Origin of the sequence: Nocardioides sp. Kera G14 (assembly GCF_020715565.1) — a bacterium.
Classification (GTDB): Bacteria; Actinomycetota; Actinomycetes; order Propionibacteriales; family Nocardioidaceae; genus Nocardioides.
Window position 1 is genome coordinate 2,452,241 of sequence record NZ_CP085839.1, and the last position, 17,507, is coordinate 2,469,747.

Here is a 17,507-nt window from a genome sequence, read left to right on the forward strand (position 1 = left end):
CGTGAATCTGCTGAAGCAACCCCGCGCCGTCCTTGCGGTCGCCTTCGCGGCCGTCATCTCCTTCATGGGCCTCGGCCTCGTCGACCCGATCCTGACCTCCATCGCGAAGGAGCTCGACGCCACGCCCGGGCAGGTCTCGCTCCTCTTCACGTCCTACATGGCCGTGACCGGCGTGGCGATGCTGATCACCGGCTTCGTCTCGAGCCGGATCGGCGCCAAGCGCACGCTCCTCGTAGGGCTCGTCCTCATCGTCGTCTTCGCGGGCCTCGCAGGCACGATGGACTCCGTCGGCGGCATCGTCGCCGCCCGCGCCTTCTGGGGCTTGGGCAACGCGCTCTTCATCGCGACCTCCCTGGCCACGATCGTGCAGTTCGCCACCGGAGGCCTCAAGGGCGCGATCCTGCTCTACGAGTCCGCCCTCGGCATCGGCATCGGCCTCGGCCCCATCGTCGGAGGGCAGCTGGGCGAGATCTCCTGGCGCGCGCCGTTCTTCGGCGTCGCGGTCCTCATGCTGATCGCCCTCGTCGCCACGTCGATCTTCACCCCCGCCACTCCCCCGCCTGCGGAGAAGGTGTCGATCGCTGACCCGATCAAGGCGCTGCGCCACCCCGGCCTGCTCGTCGTCGCCGTGACCTCGCTGCTCTACAACTTCGGCTTCTTCACGCTCATGCTCGCCGCACCGTTCCCGCTCCAGACCAGCGCCTCCAACGTCGGCTGGATCTTCTTCGGCTGGGGTCTGCTGCTCGCGATCAACTCCATCTGGGGTGCACCGTGGCTGGAGTCCAGGATCGGCACCATCGCCTCGATCGTCTTCGCACTGATCGGCTTCGCCGCCCTGCTCGCGATCATGGCGATCTGGACCGAGCACAAGCCCGTCATCGTCGTCTGCGTGATCCTGGCCGGCGCCTTCCTGGGCATCAACAACACGGTCATCACGACACTCGTCATGGGCTCGGCCCCCGTGCCGCGGCCGGTCGCCTCGGCGGCGTACTCCTTCGTGCGCTTCGCCGGTGGGTCGATCGGCCCCTACCTCGCAGGCAAGCTGCTCGAGCACAACCTCCACGCGCCCTTCTGGATGGGTGCGGGCGCGACCTTCCTGGGCGTCGTCGTCCTGCTCGGCTTCCGCCGCTTCGTCCCGGTCTCGGCCGCGCCGGCCCACGGCTCCGAGCAGGAGGCCGAGGTCCTGGAGTTCGCTGACGAGAGCTGACAGCACTCACCCGCGCAGCGTGACGCTACGGCGTCGCGCTGCTCGAGGTCGGTGACGGCGTCGCGCTGGAGGACGACGGCGTCGCCGACGGCGTGGGGGCAGTGCTCGTCGAGGTGGTCGCGGCCGCACTCGAGGTGGCCGCCGCCGAGGCGGTCGGCGTCGCGCTCGTCCGAGCCGGCGTCGGACTCGTGGAGCGCGTGGTCGAGGCCGACGGAGTGGATGCGGAGCTGGATCCGCCGCCACTCGGCGACGCCGAGCTGCTCGGGGCCGCCGAGCCGCTTGCGGTCGGGCTGGACGTGGTGGCTCCGGTGGTGGCCCCGACGTCGCTCGGGTTGTCGGAGGGCGATGGCTTGTCGCTCGGCCCACCGCGGCGCTGGGCCTCACCCGGAGACAGCCCCGGCGGGTTGATCTCGTTGTCCCCCGCCGGCGAGAGCAGCCCGATGACCACAGCCGCGGCCGCGCCGGCCACGAGGACCACCCCGACCGCGGCGGCGCTGCGACGCACGGCCTGGCCGCGACGGATCTCGCTGCTGCGTCGTGCCTCGAGCTCCGGCGAGAGCTGCTGGCGTTGGGCCGCGATGCTGTTGATCGGCGCCATGGCGTATCCGATGGTCGGCAGCAGCAGCAGGGCCGCCAGGAGCGGTCCGCTCAGCGAGGTCGGGTGGAACAGGGCTGCGACGATGCCCAGGACCCCGAGCAGCGCGAGCGAGGTCTCTATGCGGTTGCCACGGAAGGCGTCGAGCACGCTCGCGTCCTCGCTGGTCTTGGGCGTGCGGAGGAACTCGGCCTTCTTGGCGAAGAGCGCCTGCACCGAAGCCCGTGCCACGACGAGCGAGGTCGACTGCCAGATGAAGAACGCCCCGATGGCGTCACGCCACGTGGCTCCCGTGCCACGACGTACGAGCGCGACTGCACGGACGAAGCCGAGCAGCATCAGCACGGGGATGGCGGCGAGGAGGAACGGCGTGAGCTTGCGGAAGAGCAGTCCTCCGCCGAGCGCGATGTTGATCGCACCGCCGAGTAGGAAGAAGTAGAAGACCAGGGCGATCAGGTCGCCGTACCACTGCAACGCGCCCGAGAGATAGGACCACCGCTGCGCGTTGGTGAGCGCATTGGCCCTGGTGCGGGCGCCGGGCAGCATCGAGCGCCAGTGCATCCGCAGGATCTGGATCCCGCCGAAGCACCAGCGGAAGCGCTGCCCCTTGAGCGCCTCGAACGACAACGGCATCAGCCCGTGGCCGTACGACGCGTCGACGTGCATGCCCGACCACCCGGCGCGCAGCAGTCGCAGTGAGAGCTCGGCGTCCTCGGTGATGCACCACTCGTTCCAGCCGCCGAGGCTCTCGAGCGCCTCACGGCGGATCAGCCCCATCGTGCCGGCGAAGATCGCACCGTCACGCTCGTTGCGCGAGGGCTGGGAGACGGTGAAGAAGTACTTGTACGAGTAGTAGAGCTGCCGGAAGAACGGCGCGTCCTTCCACTCGCGGTAGTCCTGCGGCGTCTGCAGGAACCCGACCGCCGGGTCGTTGAACAGCGGCGCCGTGCGGCGGAGGAAGTCGGGCTCGATCTGGTAGTCGGAGTCGATGATGCCGATCACCTCGGCGCGCTCGTCCGTCATCTCCTGGAGCGCGTAGTTCAGTGCGCCGGACTTGTAGCCGGGCCAGTCCTGGAGGTGGGCGAACTTCACGCCGTTCTCGCGGCACCACGCCTCGACAGGTCGCCAGAGCGCCTCGTCCTTGGTGTTGTCGTCGATCGCGACGATCTCGTAGTTGTCGTAGTCCAGTGCCTTGAGCGAGGTGAGGGTCGCGATCACCATCTCCGGCGGTTCCTCGTACGACGGCACGTGCAGGCTCACGAACGGGTGGGCGTGGTCGCCGTCGACCTCGTGGTCCGCAAGCCCCTCACCGCTCCTGCGGGCCCAGTGCTCACGACCCAGCGCGTCGCACAGCTCCCAGAGATAGGCACAGCTCAGCACTGCGGCGAAGGCCTCCAGGCCGAGCAGCACGAAGGCGCCGACCCGGCCGGCCCAGCCGAGCGGACTCTCGATGGTCCACTCGAGCATGAAGGCGAGGTAGACGACGAAGAGCGCCACGTTGGTCGCCCAGCAGAGGTGGGCGCGCGCGTTCCACCGCCGGGTCAGGGGCAGCCAGAGCGCGCTCGCCCCGAGGAGCACGACGGCGGTGATCTCCACGGTCCGGACGCGGTAGTTCTCCAACCAGACCGCCGCGGCCCCGATGGCGGCCAGCAGCACGGTGCCGATCACGGCGAGCATGAACCGCTTGGTCCACAGCCAAGCCCCGCCGCCGAAACGGGTCGGCAGCGGGATCAGCAGCAGGATCGTGGAGAGGATGGCTCCGACGATCGCAGCGAGCAGGAGGGCTGACAGCATGCGTCAGGCCGTACCCACGCCTTGTTACCCGATCCGGTGCCGCTTATGAGGTCTTTCGCACAGCCCAGTCACGTAACACATTGATCCTCGCGCGGAGCTGGTCCGCGTTGGCGACCGCTGCTGCCGGCCCGCCGCACTCCTTGCGCAGTGCCGCATGCGTGACGCCGTGCGGCTGGCCGGTCCGGTGGTACCACGACGCCACGAGCCCGTTGAGCTCCCTCCGGAGTACGCCGAGCTGCTCGTGCGTCGCCATGTCGGTGAGGGCGTCGGCGGCCCGGGCAACCTCGGCGGCCTTCTGGGCGCGGTCCGACGTGTCTTTCCTCTGCTTCTTCGCGCGGTCGCTCTGGCGCTGCTGCAGGAGTCCCTTGACCTGGTCGGCGTCGAGCAGCCCGGGGATGCCGAGGAAGTCCATCTCCTCGTCGGAGCCGACCTGGACCTCGCCCGCGTGGCCGAACTCGCCGCCGTCGAAGAGGACCCGGTCGAAGCGCGCCTCCGAGCCGAGCGCCTCCCACGGCCCGAGGGCCTCGTCGTCGCTGGCGGACTCCGCTGCGTTGGCCTGCGCGATCAGGGCATCCTCGGGAGAGAACATGTCGCCGTCGTCGGTGACCTTCTTTCCCAGGACGTGGTCGCGCGCGACCTCCATCTCATTGGCGAAGGTGAGCAGGTTGGGCACGCTGGGGAGGAAGACGCTGGCGGTCTCACCGCGCGAGCGGGACCGGACGAAGCGACCGACGGCCTGGGCGAAGAAGAGCGGTGTCGAGGTGGTGGTGGCGTAGACACCCACGGCCAGCCGCGGTACGTCGACACCCTCGGAGACCATCCGCACTGCGACCATCCACTTGGACGTGTCGGCTGCGAAGGCGCCGATCTTCTTCGATGCGGTCTTCTCGTCCGAGAGCACGACGGTGGCCGACTCGCCGGTGATCTGCTTCAGCGTCTTGGCGTAGGCGCGCGCGGAGTCCTGGTCGGTGGCGATCACGAGGCCACCGGCGTCGGGGACGTGGCGGCGCACCTCGTCGAGCCGCTTGTCGGCAGCGGCCAGCACCGCCGGCATCCAGGAGCCCTTGGGATCCAGTGCGGTCCGCAGCGCCTGCGAGGTCATGTCCTTGGTCAGCGGCTCACCGAGCTGGGCGGCGATCTCGTCCCCGGCGCTGGTCCGCCACGACATCTGGCCGCTGTAGGCCATGAAGAGCACCGGGCGCACGACGTGGTCGCGCAGCGCCTCGGCGTAGCCGTAGGTGTAGTCGGCGACCGACCGCGGGATGCCGTCGTCCCCGGGGGCATAGGTGACGAACGGGATCGGGTTGATGTCCGAGCGGAACGGCGTACCGGTGAGGGCCAGGCGCCGGGCGGCGGGCTCGAACGCCTCGCGCACGCCCTCCCCCCAGCTCAGCGCGTCGCCGGCGTGGTGGATCTCGTCCAGGATGACGAGGGTCTTCGTGCGCTCGGTGCGGATCCGCATCGCGAGCGGATTGACCGCCACGCCGGCGTACGTCACCGCGATGCCGAGGTAGTCGCCGCTGGTCTTCCCCTGCCCGGCGGAGTAGGTCGGGTCGATCGGGATCCCGGCGCGCTCGGCCGCTTGGGCCCACTGCACCTTGAGGTGCTCCGTGGGGGCGACCACGATGATCCGGTCCACCATGCGGCGCCCGAGGAGCTCGGAGGCGACCGTCAGGGCGAAGGTCGTCTTCCCGGCGCCCGGCGTCGCGACCGCGAGGAAGTCGCGAGGGAGCTCGTCGAAGTACGTGGTCATCGCGGCCCGCTGCCAGGCGCGGAGGGACGTGGCCGTCCCCCAGGCGGCCCGCTCGGGCCACGCAGGAGGGAGGGCCGCGGAGTGCGGCTCGTTCAAGATCTGCGGATCACTCGTCGTTGTCGTCGTCGCCGAGACCTTCGAAGATCTCCTTGCACTCCGGGCAGACGGGGAACTTCGTGCCGTCGCGGCTCGGGACCCACACCTTCCCGCACAGCGCGATGACGGGATAGCCCATCACCATCGCCTCAGTCAGGTCGTCCTTGGGGACGTAGTGCGAGAAGCGGTCGTGATCGCCCTCCTCGGTCGGCAGGGTCTGCTCGCGCTCCTTGACCCGCTCATCGAGCGCAGTGCCGCCCTTGCTCCCAAATCCGAGGATGCCCATGGCCGCAATGATACGGCCATGGGCATCCCCTGACGGTGCTGACGCGGCTCACGCCGCTGAGTCGCTGCTCAGGCAGCGAGGACCGACTTGAGGCGCTCGAACAGCGTGGGCTGTCGGACGTCGGGCTCGAGGTCGGCCGTGGTGAGCGGTGAATAGGTGGCGCGGGCACGCTCGGCAATGCGAGCGCCCACCGTGGCGGCGAGGTCGTCGGCGACGGCCGCGTGTCCCGCCATGACGGCCAGCAGGATGTGCTCCTTGCTGACGGCCTTGGTCATTGCTGCTCGCATGGTGTCGTCGAGCGGCGCAGCGAGGTGCTGGTCGAGGATCGCACGCACACCGGGCATCTCGTCGGCGACCTCGTGCCAGGCGGCGATGACGCCCGCCTCGAGATCCATCGGCTGTTCCATGAGGACACGCTCGATGCGGCCGGCGAGTCGGGTGTGCCACTTCAGCTGAAGTGTGCAGAGGAGGTCGAGCTCCCCGTCGAACTTCTCGACGACGCCGTCGAGGTCCATCGGCAGGCGGCCGTCGAGGCGACGGTCGGCCGTGTCAATGACGTCGCGGAGGATCTCGCCGCGGCTGTGAAAGGACGTCCAGGTCATGGTCGTGCTCCTTGTGGTGAAGTACTCACATACCGTGAGTACGTACCGACAGTACGTTCCATACTCCCGGTACGCCAATGTGACACAAGTGATCCTGACCACCCGAGACGCGCGTCACACCTAGACTCGCGGGGTGGTGAAGTCCGTGAGCAAACTCGTCCCCAAGGTGCCGGGCCTCCCGCCTGTTCCCGGGGTCAACCGCCGCCAGCAGTTCTCCGCCTCCACCCGCAAGGCCCTGCTCGACGTGGCCGGAGCGCTCTTCGCCGAGCAGGGTTACGCGAACACCTCGCTGGACGCGATCGTCGCCGGCGCGGAGGTCACCAAGGGCGCGCTGTACCACCACTTCAGCGGCAAGCAGGCGCTCTTCGAGGCCGTCTTCACCACGGTCGAGGCCGCGGGCACCAAGCTGATCAAGGACGCGATGAAGGGCACGAAGGACCCGTGGGCGAAGTCCGCGGCCGGCCTGACGGCCTTTCTCGACGTCGTCCGCGATCCCGCCTATCGGCGCATCGTGATCCAGGAGGGCCCGGCGGTCCTCGGGTACGAGCGCTACCGGGAGCACGAGGAGAGGTCGTCGTACGCCGTCGTCGAGGACCTCGTCGCCGGAGTCGTCAGCAGCGTGGGACTCACCGACGACCCGGAGATGGTGACGACCTTCGCCCAGATCTTCTTCGGCGGCCTGCAGTCGGCCGGTGAGTCCGTCGCCACGGCGGCCGACCCCGAGGCCGCCGCCGCACGTGTCGAGGCGGTCGTGGGCCTCATCCTCGCCGCGATGCAGTCGCTGGCGGGGCAGGACGGGCTCAGCCTCGGCGACTGATGTCCTCCTAGGTCGCTGCCCTCAGGGCTTCATCGTGAGGGCAGCCCCGTTGTCCGGGACGAGCTCGATCCAGGTGTGGCCAGCGGGAATCTTGAGGGCACCGGCCTCCGTGCTGAGCTGGATCGGGGAGCCGAGATCGCTCTTGGTCCACGTCGCCCGCTCGAGCTGGCCCTTGTGGAAGACCAGCGCCTTGCCCGTGCCGACGAGCTTCGTCTCGGGCACCGGGTTGCCGGCCGGGTCGAGGTAGCCGGCGTCGCCGATCTTCACACGGAGCACGAGGATCGTGTCGGGCGTGAACTCATCGCCCTTCTTGGCGTTCGAGTTGAGGTTGACGTACTTCGAGCCGTCGTACTTCCACTGGGTCGTGTGGGAGTAGGAGAACGGGACGGCCAACTGGGTGACCGGCTCGACGCCGACGAAGTCGCTCTCCGTGCCCCAGGAGAGGTAGTCGGGCACCGTCTGGGGCTCCTGCTTGGCCAGCGTGATCGTCTTCGTGAGCTGACTGAACAGGTTGTACGGCGCGTGCCGGCTGTTGTCGCGGAAGAACCCCTTCGAGCCCTCGCCGTAGAAGGTGATGCCCGCCTTCTTGATCCGGCTGATGGTCACCGGCGCGGCACCCGAGGTGACCACGTCGGCCTTGACCGGCGTGACGATGCCGATGTCGCTGGCGCGCATGGAGCGGACCGGGCCGACCGTGCCGGGGATCGTGGAGTAGAAGAACGCCGCGAGTCGGGTGAGACCGCCCTCGACGAGCTCCTCGGTGACGAGGTCGGCCTTGGAGAGGCCCAGCTGCGGGGCACTCGCCTCGGTGTTGTCCATCTTCACCACGATCGCCGGGTGGTCGAGCTTCGTCGTGGTGCCCAGCGGCGCCTGGACACCGGTCAGCGGCCAGGACTCCGGCTTCGCCGGCGCGCTGGCCGACGTGGATCCGGCGCCCTTGTCGGACGTGTCGTCGGAGGACCCCCCGCCGCAGGCGGTGAGCGCCAGCGACGCCGCGATCAGGGGCGTGGCGAGGCGGACGATTCGGGCGGGGCGGGCAGCGGGACCGCTGAAGAGCTGTGCAGACACGGCGCCCAGTCTCCCTCGCGCGTGGGGATCAGTCGCAGACCGCCACGCCGCAGCGGATGACCGGTGTCGCCGGGTTTGCCGGGTCGGCGCGACGGGAGCCCGAGGGCACGGCGTCGAAGTGCTGGGTGTCGCCGAGCCCGTAGGTCCAGCGCAGGCCGTGCTTCGCCATCAGCCGGACGACGAGGTGCTTACGTGAGCGCCACGCGTACCGCTTGTTGGAGTGGTGCTGCCACCACGTGTTCGGCACGGTCCCCCGAGCGGACCGGTACGGGTTCTCCCAGGTGTCCAGATCGATGGCCCGGCCCCAGGCGTGCGGCGAGCGGGTCCGCGGGTTGCCCACCACGCCGCGGCAGTTGAAGCCGCTGGAGTTCCCGGCCTGCATCGACTTGTAGTCGTTGGCGCCGTGCAGCTTGGCCGACCAGCCGAAGCGGTCCTCGCGGACGAGACTCCGGAGCGGGATCTGATAGCGGTAGAGATCCACGAAGGCCGCGGCGACCTGGTTGGCGACGTCGACGTTGACCGCGATCTGACCACGCCGCCGATAGCCGGTGAAGTCCCAGTAGTTGACCTCGACGAGCCGCAGGTACGTGCGGCCGACGGGGCACCCCGAGTGCCAGGTGCGTCCGACCATCTCCGACCAGACCGCGTCGGGGATCGTGCGGATCACCGGATTGGCCCCCGCTCCGGCGGCTCGCGGCTGGGTCGGCAGCTTCCGCTTGGGCCGCGGCGCCTTCCTCGGCAGCTTCGCCGGCCGCCCCGGCGGCAGGTTGTCGAGTGCGTACGCCGCGCTGCCGGCCGCTCCGACCCAGTCGAGGGTGCCGGTGCGCGCGAACCAATACGTGTCTACGCGCGGTGTGGTTGTGAAGGTGGCGATGCCCTGGGCGTTGGTCGCGAGTGTGGCTGCTCCACGCCATGCGCCGGTTCCGCTGCGGGTGAGGAGGGTGACGGGTCCACTCACGGGCTCCCCGTTCGCCGCCACCCACCGGATCTGCATCGAGGTGGCCTTCTCGTCGACGACCTTGCCGGGGCCTGTGACGGTCACCGTGCTCCGGCGCCTCAGCAGCGGCACCTGGATCGCCGCCGTCGTGCCGTCACCGACGAGGGTCGCGCGGACCTGGTTGTCGGCGGCGCTCTTCGCCAGGACGACGCTGACCGTCGCGGTGCCGTCTGCACCCGTCGCAGCCTCGCCCATTGCGGCCCACTGGCCACCGTGGTTGCGCTCGAACGAGACGGTCGCCCCGACGATCGGCTGCTGCGACGGATCGAGGACCGTCGCGGTGACCGTGGCAGTCGCTCCCGCATAGGCCGGGGCCGACGTGCTGAGCGTGATCGTCGTCGTGGGCGAGCCGGTGTCGGCGTACGCGGGGAAGGCGGTGAGGAATGCGACCGAGGCGAGCGAGGTTAAGAAGGAGACGAGCCGCCGCATGGCCGGTAGACTACGTAGGCTTGAAAAATCCATAGGGGCTGATCGGTTTCGACTTGGGACGTTAGTTCCAGGGGAAGCGGGTCGAGGAGCCAGCGTCATCTCGTAAACGATCGCTGGAAACCAATAACTGCCAACGCTAAGCGCAGTTCCTTCGCTCTCGCCGCCTGACGCGGTGATCGAAGCGTCCAACCGAGTATCCGTCTCCGACTCGGACCTGGGCGTCATTCAGGAGAATCACCTGCCAGCTCTCGCTAGTGGAGCGGCCAGGGACATCTAGCTAGCTGGGCCTGTCGGTGACGTGTCTGCGTCGAGCACCGGGGCCAAGTAGAACGCCAACCACAGACTGCACCCGGAGAAGACCTGGATCGACGCTCGAGGACCGGGGTTCGATTCCCCGCAGCTCCACCTGTGTGATCTCACCCGAGATACCGGACGGCCCGGACCCTGATTGGGGTCCGGGTCGTCTGTTTTTACTAGGCTCCGCACAGTCCTCCATGGGGGAGGCACCGGAACGCGGGGGGCACGACCATGGACGCATCACAGCCTTCTGCGACGAAGGCTGGGACCAGCCGCTGGGACCCCCTCAAGGAGGCGCTGCAGGCTTACCGGCAGCGAGTGGGCGGCCCCTCCTACGCCCTGATCGCCGAGCGGGTGGCCGCGGCGCGAGAGGAGCGTGGCATTGATCCTCATGCCGCACGCATCGCCCGAACCACCGTCTTCGACGCGTTCAAGACCGGTCAGAAGCGGGTCAACCTGCCCCTCCTGCGCGAGATCGCGGCGGCGCTCGGCGCAGCCGACGAGCAGTTCGAGGACTGGGTCAGCGCCTGCCACCGGGAGGCGGAGCCCACCGACGGACCGGAGCAGTCGGCCGAAGAGGCGGTCGAGCCGCCCTCGTGGAAGGCAGCCCTCCTGCTCATGGTCGTCGGTGTCGCCCTCAACGTCGTGGGCGCCAAGCTCGTCGACCTCATTCCGATCGACCTCTTCCTCGACACCATCGGCACCGCCGTCGTCGCGGTCGCCCTCGGCCCGTGGCGAGGCGCGGTGGTCGGCTACGCCTACAGCACGTTCTCCGTCCTCGTGATGGGCTACATGAACGTCTCGTTCGCCTTCGGCCTGGTGGAGATCGCCTGCGCGCTGGCCTGGGGGTACGGCGTGCGCGGCCGACTGGGACGTTCTGTCGTCCGCTATGCCGTCCTGAGCCTCCTCGTCGCCGTGACCGCCACTGCCGTCGCGGCACCGATCCTCGTGCTGATCAATGGCAGGGCCGGGCACAAGACGGACGCTCTCTTCACCGCCATCCAGCATGACGGCCACAGCGAGCTGTTCTCGATCTTCTCCGGCAACCTGTGGGCCTCGACCTGCGACAAGGTGCTGGTCAGCCTCGTGGCGCTGGTCATCGTCTCAGCGCTGCCCAGGATGTTCCGGCAGCGCTTCCCGCTCGCCGATGCCATCGGGCGGCTGACTCACACCACGGCGCGAAGCTGAAGCCACTTCCTCGGCCGGATCGCGCTGTGATAACCGCCGTCGACGGGGCGGACCTCGAAGTGGAGGTGGCATCCGTCCGGCGCGCCTGAGTCCGAGGCCAGGGCGATGCGCTGCCCGGCCTTGACCCGCTCCCCCGACTTCACGAAGACCGTCCGAGCATGTCCGATGAGGATGTCGACCGAGCGCCCGTACGCCTTCACCCGGAGTCTGAACGGGTGGACGCCGTACGCCGACCCGGGCCTGCCCGGCGCCGAGGGCGACAACACCCGACCGGACAGACCGGCGTAGAGCGGCGTGCCGCAGTCCATCGCGATGTCGATGCCGTGGTGGTAGCCCTGCGAGCCGGGGCAGCGCGAGTCGTGGGCGTACCACGGAGAGCGATTGCACCCGAAGCCGATCATGATCCGGTGGGCGCCCGCGAACCACGGCGAGCGGTAGCGGTGATGGTCACTGGTGTAGAAGTGCCAGCGCGGATCCTTGGCCTGCGCCCCTGCCGGCGCCACCAACGCCAGGATGAGGGCCACGAGGAGGGCTCCGAGAAGCGTGCGGGTCATGGTCCGAGCATGCCAGTCGGACGCCGGACACGCGTCCGGGCTTGTCCGGGTTCGGCCGGACGGGCGTCAGGCGGCCGATTTCGTCGCCGCGGCAGGGCAGACTTCTGCCTGCCATGGCGCCCTGGTCATCTCTGTGGGGGATGTGTGACCGGGGCGCCTGCGCATCCGGGCCGAAGCCTCAGTCGCGCATGCCCTTGAGCCGGCGCCCCACCTCGACCTCGACCTCGCGCTTCGCGGTGCGCTCGGCGATCGACTGGCGCTTGTCCCACGACTTCTTGCCCTTGGCGAGGGCGATCTCGATCTTGGCCCGGCCGTCCTTGAAGTAGAGGCTGAGCGGGACGACCGTCATGCCCTTCTCGGAGGTCTGGCGCTGGATCTTCGCGATCTCCATACGGTGCAGCAGCAGCTTCCGCTTGCGACGGGCGGAGTGGTTCGTCCACGTGCCCTGGGAGTACTCCGGGATGTGCACGGCGTGCAGCCACGCCTCTCCCCCGTCGATGTCGACGAAGCCGTCGACCAGCGAGGCGCGTCCCTGACGCAGCGATTTCACCTCGGTGCCGGTCAGGACGAGCCCAGCCTCGAAGGTGTCCTCGATGAGGTAGTCGTGGCGCGCCTTCTTGTTCTGGGCAACCATCTTCTGCCCCTCTTCGCGTGCCATTCGGACATTCTCTCAGATGGGCGGTGCCACTCGGCACCTCGCGACCGGCCGCTCTCCCGACGCCGCCTCGCGGGAGCAGGGTGCGGCGGTCGGTTCCGGGAGGCCGAGCGGCCTGGCAACCGCCACCAAAGGTCGACGACCGAGACCGCTACACCTGGCTCCCACCAGGCAGCCGACCACTCCAACCCGCCGCCTGACGGGGCAGTCCCGGTGATGGCCGCCCGGTTGCGAGACTCACAGCACGGTCTGCGGATCGATCGCGACGCCGTCCTTGAGGATCGTGAAGTGCAGGTGGCAGGCGGTCGACCAGCCGGTGGTGCCGGCCAGGCCGACCGTCTCACCGCGAGCGACGACCTGCCCCTTGTGGGCGACGTACTTGCTCAGGTGGTTGTAGATGGCGGTGTAGTTGTGACCGTTGACGTTGCCGAGGTCCAGGAAGAGCCGGTTGCCCCACACGTCGGAGTAGTACTCGTCCGTCACCCGGCCGGAGTCGACCGCGATCTCGGGCACGCCACACGGCGCGTGGAAGTCGTCGCCGTCGTGCAGGCCCCAGTAACCGTAGATCGGGTGCTTGCGCCAGCCGTACGGCGACGTCACGTAGGTGTCACGCACAGGCGTGAGGAAGAGGCCGTCGACGCTGCCGACGTTGCGGTTGCGGTCCTTGGACTTCGCCGCGAGGATCGCCAGCTTGATCCGCTCCTGCTCGGCCTTGAGCGCCTTGAGCACCTTCACGTCGTGGGCCTTCTGGCGCGCCGCGACCGCTCGCGCGGAGTTGGCCGCGCCTTGGGCCGTTGCGGCCTGTGTGACCCAGGAGGCGACCTCGTCGCGGGCGGCCACGGCCTGCGTCTCGAGGCCCTTGACCACCACGAGGTGGTCGGCTGCGGCCTTGCGCTGCACCGCCACGGCCGCGGTGGCCTCCTTCACCTGCTGCTCACGCACGGTCAGGACGACCTCGGAGGCCTTGAGGTCGTCGTACGCCGCCGCCTGCGAGGAGACGACGGTCGAGTTGAACTCCTCCTGGCGCGCGATGTCCTCGGGACTGTGGGCGTTGAGCAGCGCGGCGAGGGCGAGGACACGCGGGTCGCCGCCCTGTGCCTGGCTGATCATCGTCGACTCCACCTTGCGGCGCTGCTCGGTCGCGGCGGCGCGGCCGGTCGTCAGGTCGGTCTTGGCCTGGGCGAGCTGTGCCTGGGCCGCGGCCAGGGCCGCTTGCATCTTCGCGTCCTCGGCCTGAGCGGTCGCCAGTGCGGTCTCCGCCTTCGCCAGCGCGGTCTTGGCCACGGCCAGCTTCCCCTGTGCGGTGGCGAGCGTGGCGTTGGCCTTCGCCAGCTTCGCGGACGCGGCGGCCAGCTCGGTGCTCGACTCGTCGAGGTCGGCGCCCGCCGTCGCGATCTTCTGCCGGACCGCCTGGCCCTTCTTCTTCAGCTTGTTGCTGTGGTCGTCGGCGGAGGCCCACGGCATCGCCGCAGGGTCGAGCATGGGAACGGCCAGGGCACTGACGGTGAGCGCGGCTACGGATGCTGCGGCCAGGCGTCGGCGACCCGCGCGGGGGAAGGAGCGCACGGTTGTTGATGCCTTCGTTCGGGGAAGTGAACTCCCTGACCGTAAGTCGGCGCCTCGCGCTGTCGGGGTATTTGACCCGCCGTGTCGCGAAGTCGGGACCTGTGCGATCCCTATGACTCCAGGTCAGACCTTGAGGTACTTCCGCGTGAGCAGCAGCGTCGGGATGAGCGTGAGCAGCGGGCCGAGGATCGCGACGATGAGCAGCGCCACCCCGAACTCGTGCCAACCGACCCAGAGGATGAAGTCGAGCTTCTGGGACAGCGTGCGCCGGATCCCGAACTCCATGAACGCCGCCATCGCACCGCCGGTCAGCACCACACCGATGACCGCGGTGACCAGCGCCTCGAGGAGGAACGGCAGCGCGATGTAGAGCGTCGAGGCACCGACGAGGCGCATGATCGCGATCTCCCGCCGTCGGGCGAAGGCCGCAAGCCGGATGGTGTTCGCCACGAGCAGGAGCGCGGCGATCACGAGGAATGCGGCGATCGCCAGGGCGGCGTACTTCATCGCGTCGATGGTGTTGAGGATGGGCCCGACCACACCACGCAGGTCCTGCACGTGGGAGACGCCGTCGAGGCCGACGACCGCCTCCTTCACGAGGTCGGCCTGATGGGGATCCTTGAGCGTGATCCAGTAGGACTCGGCCATCATGTCGACGGTCGCGACGGCGTTCGGGCCCTCGAAGCGGGAGGCTCCGTAGAGCTCCTTGATCTTGTTGAAGGCGGTCTCGCGCGACTCGAGGTAGTAGGACTCGATGTTCTGGTTGTCGTCGAGGACCTTGGTGATCGCCGCCTTCTGCGCCTCGGTGGCGGGCGCCGTACAGGCGGGGTTGTCGTCCTTGACGCGGCAGAGGTACACGGTGATCTGGAGCGCGTTGCCCCACTGGTGTGAGGCCTTGGTGGCCTGCTGGTTGAGCATCGCCCCGAACCCGACGAGGGTCAGGGAGACGAAGAGCGTGAGGACGACGGCGATGTGCATCGACAGGTTGCGGCGCAGCCCTTGGCCGAGCTCGGTGAAGACATAGCGAAGCTGCATGATCAGACCCCGTACCCGCCCTGGGCCTGGTCGCGCTCGACGCGACCGTCCCGCAGCTCGATGACGCGCTTGCGCATCTGGTCGACGATGCCGGCGTCATGGGTGGCCATGACGACGGTGGTGCCGGTGCGGTTGATCCGGTCGAGGAGCTTCATGATCCCGACGCTGGTACCGGGGTCGAGGTTTCCGGTCGGCTCGTCGGCGATGAGGATCATGGGCCGGTTGACGAAGGCGCGGGCGACGGCGACGCGCTGCTGCTCACCACCCGACAGCTCGTCGGGGAGCCGGTCGCCCTTGCCGTCGAGGCCGACGAGCTCGAGCGTCTCGGGCACGCGCTTGGTGATCTCGCTGCGGCTGTGGCCCGTGACCTGCATCGCGAAGGCGACGTTCTCGCTGACCGTCTTGTTCTGCAGCAGGCGGAAGTCCTGGAAGACGGTGCCGATCTGGCGGCGCAGCCGCGGAACCTTCCACCCGGCGAGGCGGTTGATCTCCTTGCCGGCGACGTAGACGCGTCCGTTCGTGGGCCGGGCCTCGCGGAGGATGAGTCGCAGTGCGGTGGACTTCCCCGAACCGGACTGGCCGACGAGGAAGACGAATTCGCCCTTCTCGATGTCCATGGATACCGACTCCAGCGCTGGACGTCCGGAGCCTGGATAGGCCTTGGTCACCTTCTCGAAGCGAATCACGCTGATCGAGCATAGGTGAGGGTTGGACGATCCTCCGGATCCGGGAAACTGCGGGCGGGTCACTAGTGTCTGCCTGGTGGGAGCGTGGAGAGGCGTCGGCCGGACCCTGGCGGTGGCGACCCTGCTCTCGGCCGCGGTCGTCGCGGTCGGCGTGTGGAAGGAGCGGCCGGACAAGCCCGCCACGCCACCGCTGTCGACCAGCCTCGCCTCCCTCGACACCTCCGTCGTGACCGTACGCCGGGCGCCCTTCTGCTCCGCGCTTCGGCAGGCGGATGTCGAAGCGGCGCTCGAAGAGCCGCTCCTGACGACGGACACCTGGGGCAACGGGGATCAGACGGACCTGGACAACGACGCGTCGACGAAGGATTCCGACGTCGTCCATGAGTTCGGCTGCCGGTGGGCCGGTGGCGACGATGCCGTCGCCGCATGGGTCTTCGCACCCCCGATCACGGGTGCCCGTGCGACCGCGCTCGCGACGGAGGCAACGAAGCAGAGCGGATGCACGTCCATTCCTGGCGCGGCGCCCTTCGGTGCCCCGTCGGTGGCCCTCGAGTGCGTGCGAAGCACCGAGGGCAGCGGTTGGTCCGACTTCGTCTACGCCGGGCTCTTCGGAGACACGTGGCTCACATGCACGCTCACGGGCATGTCGAACGGACGGACCGATCTCGCGGACCGGTGGTGTGCCGCCGTACTGGGCGCGGCGTCGGCTCCGGCTGCCGGCTGAGGACCGCCGGCTACTCCGCGATGGCGCTGCGCCGCCAGCGGATGCCGGCCTCGATGAAGTCGTCGATCTCGCCGTCGAGCACCGCGGCCGGGTTGCCCGTCTCCTGGCCGGTGCGGAGGTCCTTCACCAGCTGGTAGGGGTTGAGCACGTAGTTGCGCATCTGGTCACCCCAGCTGGCCGCCACGTCACCCTTGAGGTCCTTCTTGAGCGCGGCCTCCTCGGCCTTCTTCTTCGCGAGGAGCTTCGCCTTGAGGACGACCATCGCGCTCGCCTTGTTCTGGAGCTGGGACTTCTCGTTCTGGCACGAGACCACGATGCCGGACGGGATGTGGGTGAGGCGGACCGCGGAGTCTGTCGTGTTGACCGACTGGCCGCCCGGGCCGCCGGAGCGGAAGACGTCGGTGCGGATGTCGTTCTCGTCGATCTCGATCTCGTCGGTCTGCTCGAGCTGCGGTACGACCTCGACCGCGGCGAAGGAGGTCTGGCGACGACCCTGGTTGTCGAACGGCGAGATGCGGACGAGGCGGTGGGTCCCGGCCTCGACACTGAGCGTGCCGTAGGCGTAGGGCGCATGGATCGCGAACTCGGCGGACTTGATGCCGGCCTCTTCGGCGTAGGCGACGTCGAAGACCTCGACAGGGTACTTGTGACGCTCGGCCCAGCGCGTGTACATCCGCATGAGCTGCTCGGCGAAGTCGGCGGCGTCGACACCGCCCGCGCCGGAGCGGATCGTCACGATCGCCTCGCGGGCGTCGTACTCGCCGTTGAGGAGCGTGCGGACCTCGAGGCCCTCGACGTCCCGCTTGACCCGGACGAGTTCGGCCTCGGCCTCGGCCAGCGTCTCGGCGTCGCCCTCCTCCTGGCCCATCTCGACGAGTACACCCAGGTCCTCGAGACGACCGTTGAGCTGCTCGAAGCGCTCGACGTCACCGTTGAGGCCCGAGAGGCGGCTGTTGACCTTCTGCGCGTTGGCCTGGTCGTTCCAGAACTCGGGGTTGGCGGTCTGTTCGCTGAGCTCGGCGATCTCGCGCTTCATCGACGGCAGGTCAAGGACCTGCTCGATGGTCTGCATGGTCGCGACGAGCTGCTTGAGCTCCGCGTCGAAGTCGATGGCCACGAGGGTCAAGGCTACCGGCCCGAGCCGGTAGCCCTGAATCC

The 17,507-nt window shown here is 68.9% G+C and carries 16 protein-coding genes and 1 other RNA gene; 5 read left to right on the plus strand and 12 right to left on the minus strand.

All coding sequences use genetic code 11. The annotated features are described in order from the left end of the window. Position 1: 1 nt before the first annotated feature. Complete coding sequence (locus LH076_RS12020) at positions 2-1,207, plus strand: MFS transporter (RefSeq protein ID WP_227780956.1); 1,206 nt, start codon at positions 2-4, stop codon at positions 1,205-1,207. 25 nt (positions 1,208-1,232) lie between these two features. On the opposite strand, the gene LH076_RS12025 is transcribed toward LH076_RS12020, so the two are convergent. The 4 genes from LH076_RS12025 to LH076_RS12040 all read right to left on the minus strand — a co-directional run bounded on the left by LH076_RS12025 (position 1,233) and on the right by LH076_RS12040 (position 6,333). Next, a complete protein-coding gene (locus LH076_RS12025) occupies positions 1,233-3,596 on the minus strand; it encodes a glycosyltransferase (RefSeq protein ID WP_227780958.1) in 2,364 nt (787 codons plus the stop codon). 43 nt (positions 3,597-3,639) lie between these two features. Continuing rightward, positions 3,640-5,349, minus strand: a complete 1,710-nt coding sequence (locus LH076_RS12030) for a DEAD/DEAH box helicase (protein WP_415753130.1) — start codon at positions 5,347-5,349, stop codon at positions 3,640-3,642. Positions 5,350-5,455: 106 nt separating this feature from the next. Further along, positions 5,456-5,731, minus strand: a complete 276-nt coding sequence (locus LH076_RS12035) for a DUF3039 domain-containing protein (protein ID WP_227780960.1) — start codon at positions 5,729-5,731, stop codon at positions 5,456-5,458. Between the two features lie 68 nt (positions 5,732-5,799). Next, positions 5,800-6,333: a hypothetical protein gene (locus LH076_RS12040; protein WP_227780961.1), complete on the minus strand. Its 534-nt coding sequence runs from the start codon at positions 6,331-6,333 to the stop codon at positions 5,800-5,802. A 145-nt stretch (positions 6,334-6,478) separates the two neighbouring features. On the opposite strand from LH076_RS12040, the gene LH076_RS12045 reads away from it, so the two are divergent. Next, complete coding sequence (locus tag LH076_RS12045) at positions 6,479-7,150, plus strand: TetR/AcrR family transcriptional regulator (RefSeq protein WP_227780962.1); 672 nt, start codon at positions 6,479-6,481, stop codon at positions 7,148-7,150. Positions 7,151-7,171: 21 nt separating this feature from the next. Here LH076_RS12045 and LH076_RS12050 read toward each other — a convergent pair whose 3' ends face one another. Together LH076_RS12050 and LH076_RS12055 are read right to left on the minus strand one after the other, a co-directional pair. Next, the gene (locus tag LH076_RS12050) at positions 7,172-8,218 is read right to left on the minus strand and encodes a DUF3048 domain-containing protein (protein ID WP_227780963.1); all 1,047 of its coding nucleotides are present in this window, start codon (positions 8,216-8,218) and stop codon (positions 7,172-7,174) included. A 28-nt stretch (positions 8,219-8,246) separates the two neighbouring features. After that, positions 8,247-9,644: a M15 family metallopeptidase gene (locus tag LH076_RS12055; protein ID WP_227780964.1), complete on the minus strand. Its 1,398-nt coding sequence runs from the start codon at positions 9,642-9,644 to the stop codon at positions 8,247-8,249. Between the two features lie 34 nt (positions 9,645-9,678). Between LH076_RS12055 and ssrA the strand changes: the two genes are divergently transcribed. Together ssrA and LH076_RS12065 are read left to right on the plus strand one after the other, a co-directional pair. Next, positions 9,679-10,052, plus strand: a transfer-messenger RNA (tmRNA) gene (gene ssrA / locus LH076_RS12060). A 120-nt stretch (positions 10,053-10,172) separates the two neighbouring features. Continuing rightward, positions 10,173-11,129, plus strand: a complete 957-nt coding sequence (locus LH076_RS12065; RefSeq protein ID WP_227780966.1) for a hypothetical protein — start codon at positions 10,173-10,175, stop codon at positions 11,127-11,129. Here the strand turns inward: LH076_RS12065 and LH076_RS12070 are convergent. The 5 genes from LH076_RS12070 to ftsE form a co-directional block, all read right to left on the minus strand. Continuing rightward, positions 11,108-11,683 carry a M23 family metallopeptidase gene (locus LH076_RS12070; RefSeq protein ID WP_227780967.1) on the minus strand — a complete coding sequence of 192 codons (576 nt, stop codon included), beginning with the start codon at positions 11,681-11,683 and terminating at the stop codon, positions 11,108-11,110. The two genes, LH076_RS12065 and LH076_RS12070, sit on opposite strands and share 22 nt — an antisense overlap. A gap of 178 nt (positions 11,684-11,861) precedes the next feature. Beyond that, positions 11,862-12,341: an SsrA-binding protein SmpB gene (gene smpB / locus LH076_RS12075; protein ID WP_227780968.1), complete on the minus strand. Its 480-nt coding sequence runs from the start codon at positions 12,339-12,341 to the stop codon at positions 11,862-11,864. A gap of 234 nt (positions 12,342-12,575) precedes the next feature. Next, the gene (locus tag LH076_RS12080; RefSeq protein ID WP_227780969.1) at positions 12,576-13,904 is read right to left on the minus strand and encodes a M23 family metallopeptidase; all 1,329 of its coding nucleotides are present in this window, start codon (positions 13,902-13,904) and stop codon (positions 12,576-12,578) included. 123 nt (positions 13,905-14,027) lie between these two features. Continuing rightward, entirely contained in the window at positions 14,028-14,939 is a 912-nt protein-coding gene (gene ftsX / locus LH076_RS12085; protein WP_227780970.1) for a permease-like cell division protein FtsX, read from the minus strand. 2 nt (positions 14,940-14,941) lie between these two features. Beyond that, entirely contained in the window at positions 14,942-15,625 is a 684-nt protein-coding gene (gene ftsE / locus LH076_RS12090; RefSeq protein ID WP_227780971.1) for a cell division ATP-binding protein FtsE, read from the minus strand. A gap of 76 nt (positions 15,626-15,701) precedes the next feature. Here ftsE and LH076_RS12095 point away from each other — a divergent pair, with 76 nt between their 5' ends. After that, positions 15,702-16,349 (plus strand): hypothetical protein, encoded by a 648-nt coding sequence (locus LH076_RS12095; protein ID WP_227780972.1) that lies wholly within the window; start codon positions 15,702-15,704, stop codon positions 16,347-16,349. 10 nt (positions 16,350-16,359) lie between these two features. Here LH076_RS12095 and prfB read toward each other — a convergent pair whose 3' ends face one another. Further along, a complete protein-coding gene (gene prfB / locus LH076_RS12100) occupies positions 16,360-17,475 on the minus strand; it encodes a peptide chain release factor 2 (protein WP_227780973.1) in 1,116 nt (371 codons plus the stop codon). Positions 17,476-17,507: the final 32 nt, after the last annotated feature.

Coding starts and splice junctions, on each gene's coding strand:
- LH076_RS12025 (WP_227780958.1), bottom strand. CDS start 3,596: ATGCTGTCAGCCCTCCTGCTCGCTGCGATCGTCGGAGCCATCCTCTCC.
- LH076_RS12030 (WP_415753130.1), bottom strand. CDS start 5,349: ATGACCACGTACTTCGACGAGCTCCCTCGCGACTTCCTCGCGGTCGCG.
- LH076_RS12035 (WP_227780960.1), bottom strand. CDS start 5,731: ATGGGCATCCTCGGATTTGGGAGCAAGGGCGGCACTGCGCTCGATGAG.
- LH076_RS12040 (WP_227780961.1), bottom strand. CDS start 6,333: ATGACCTGGACGTCCTTTCACAGCCGCGGCGAGATCCTCCGCGACGTC.
- LH076_RS12055 (WP_227780964.1), bottom strand. CDS start 9,644: ATGCGGCGGCTCGTCTCCTTCTTAACCTCGCTCGCCTCGGTCGCATTC.
- LH076_RS12065 (WP_227780966.1), top strand. CDS start 10,173: ATGGACGCATCACAGCCTTCTGCGACGAAGGCTGGGACCAGCCGCTGG.
- LH076_RS12070 (WP_227780967.1), bottom strand. CDS start 11,683: ATGACCCGCACGCTTCTCGGAGCCCTCCTCGTGGCCCTCATCCTGGCG.
- smpB (WP_227780968.1), bottom strand. CDS start 12,341: ATGGCACGCGAAGAGGGGCAGAAGATGGTTGCCCAGAACAAGAAGGCG.
- ftsX (WP_227780970.1), bottom strand. CDS start 14,939: ATGCAGCTTCGCTATGTCTTCACCGAGCTCGGCCAAGGGCTGCGCCGC.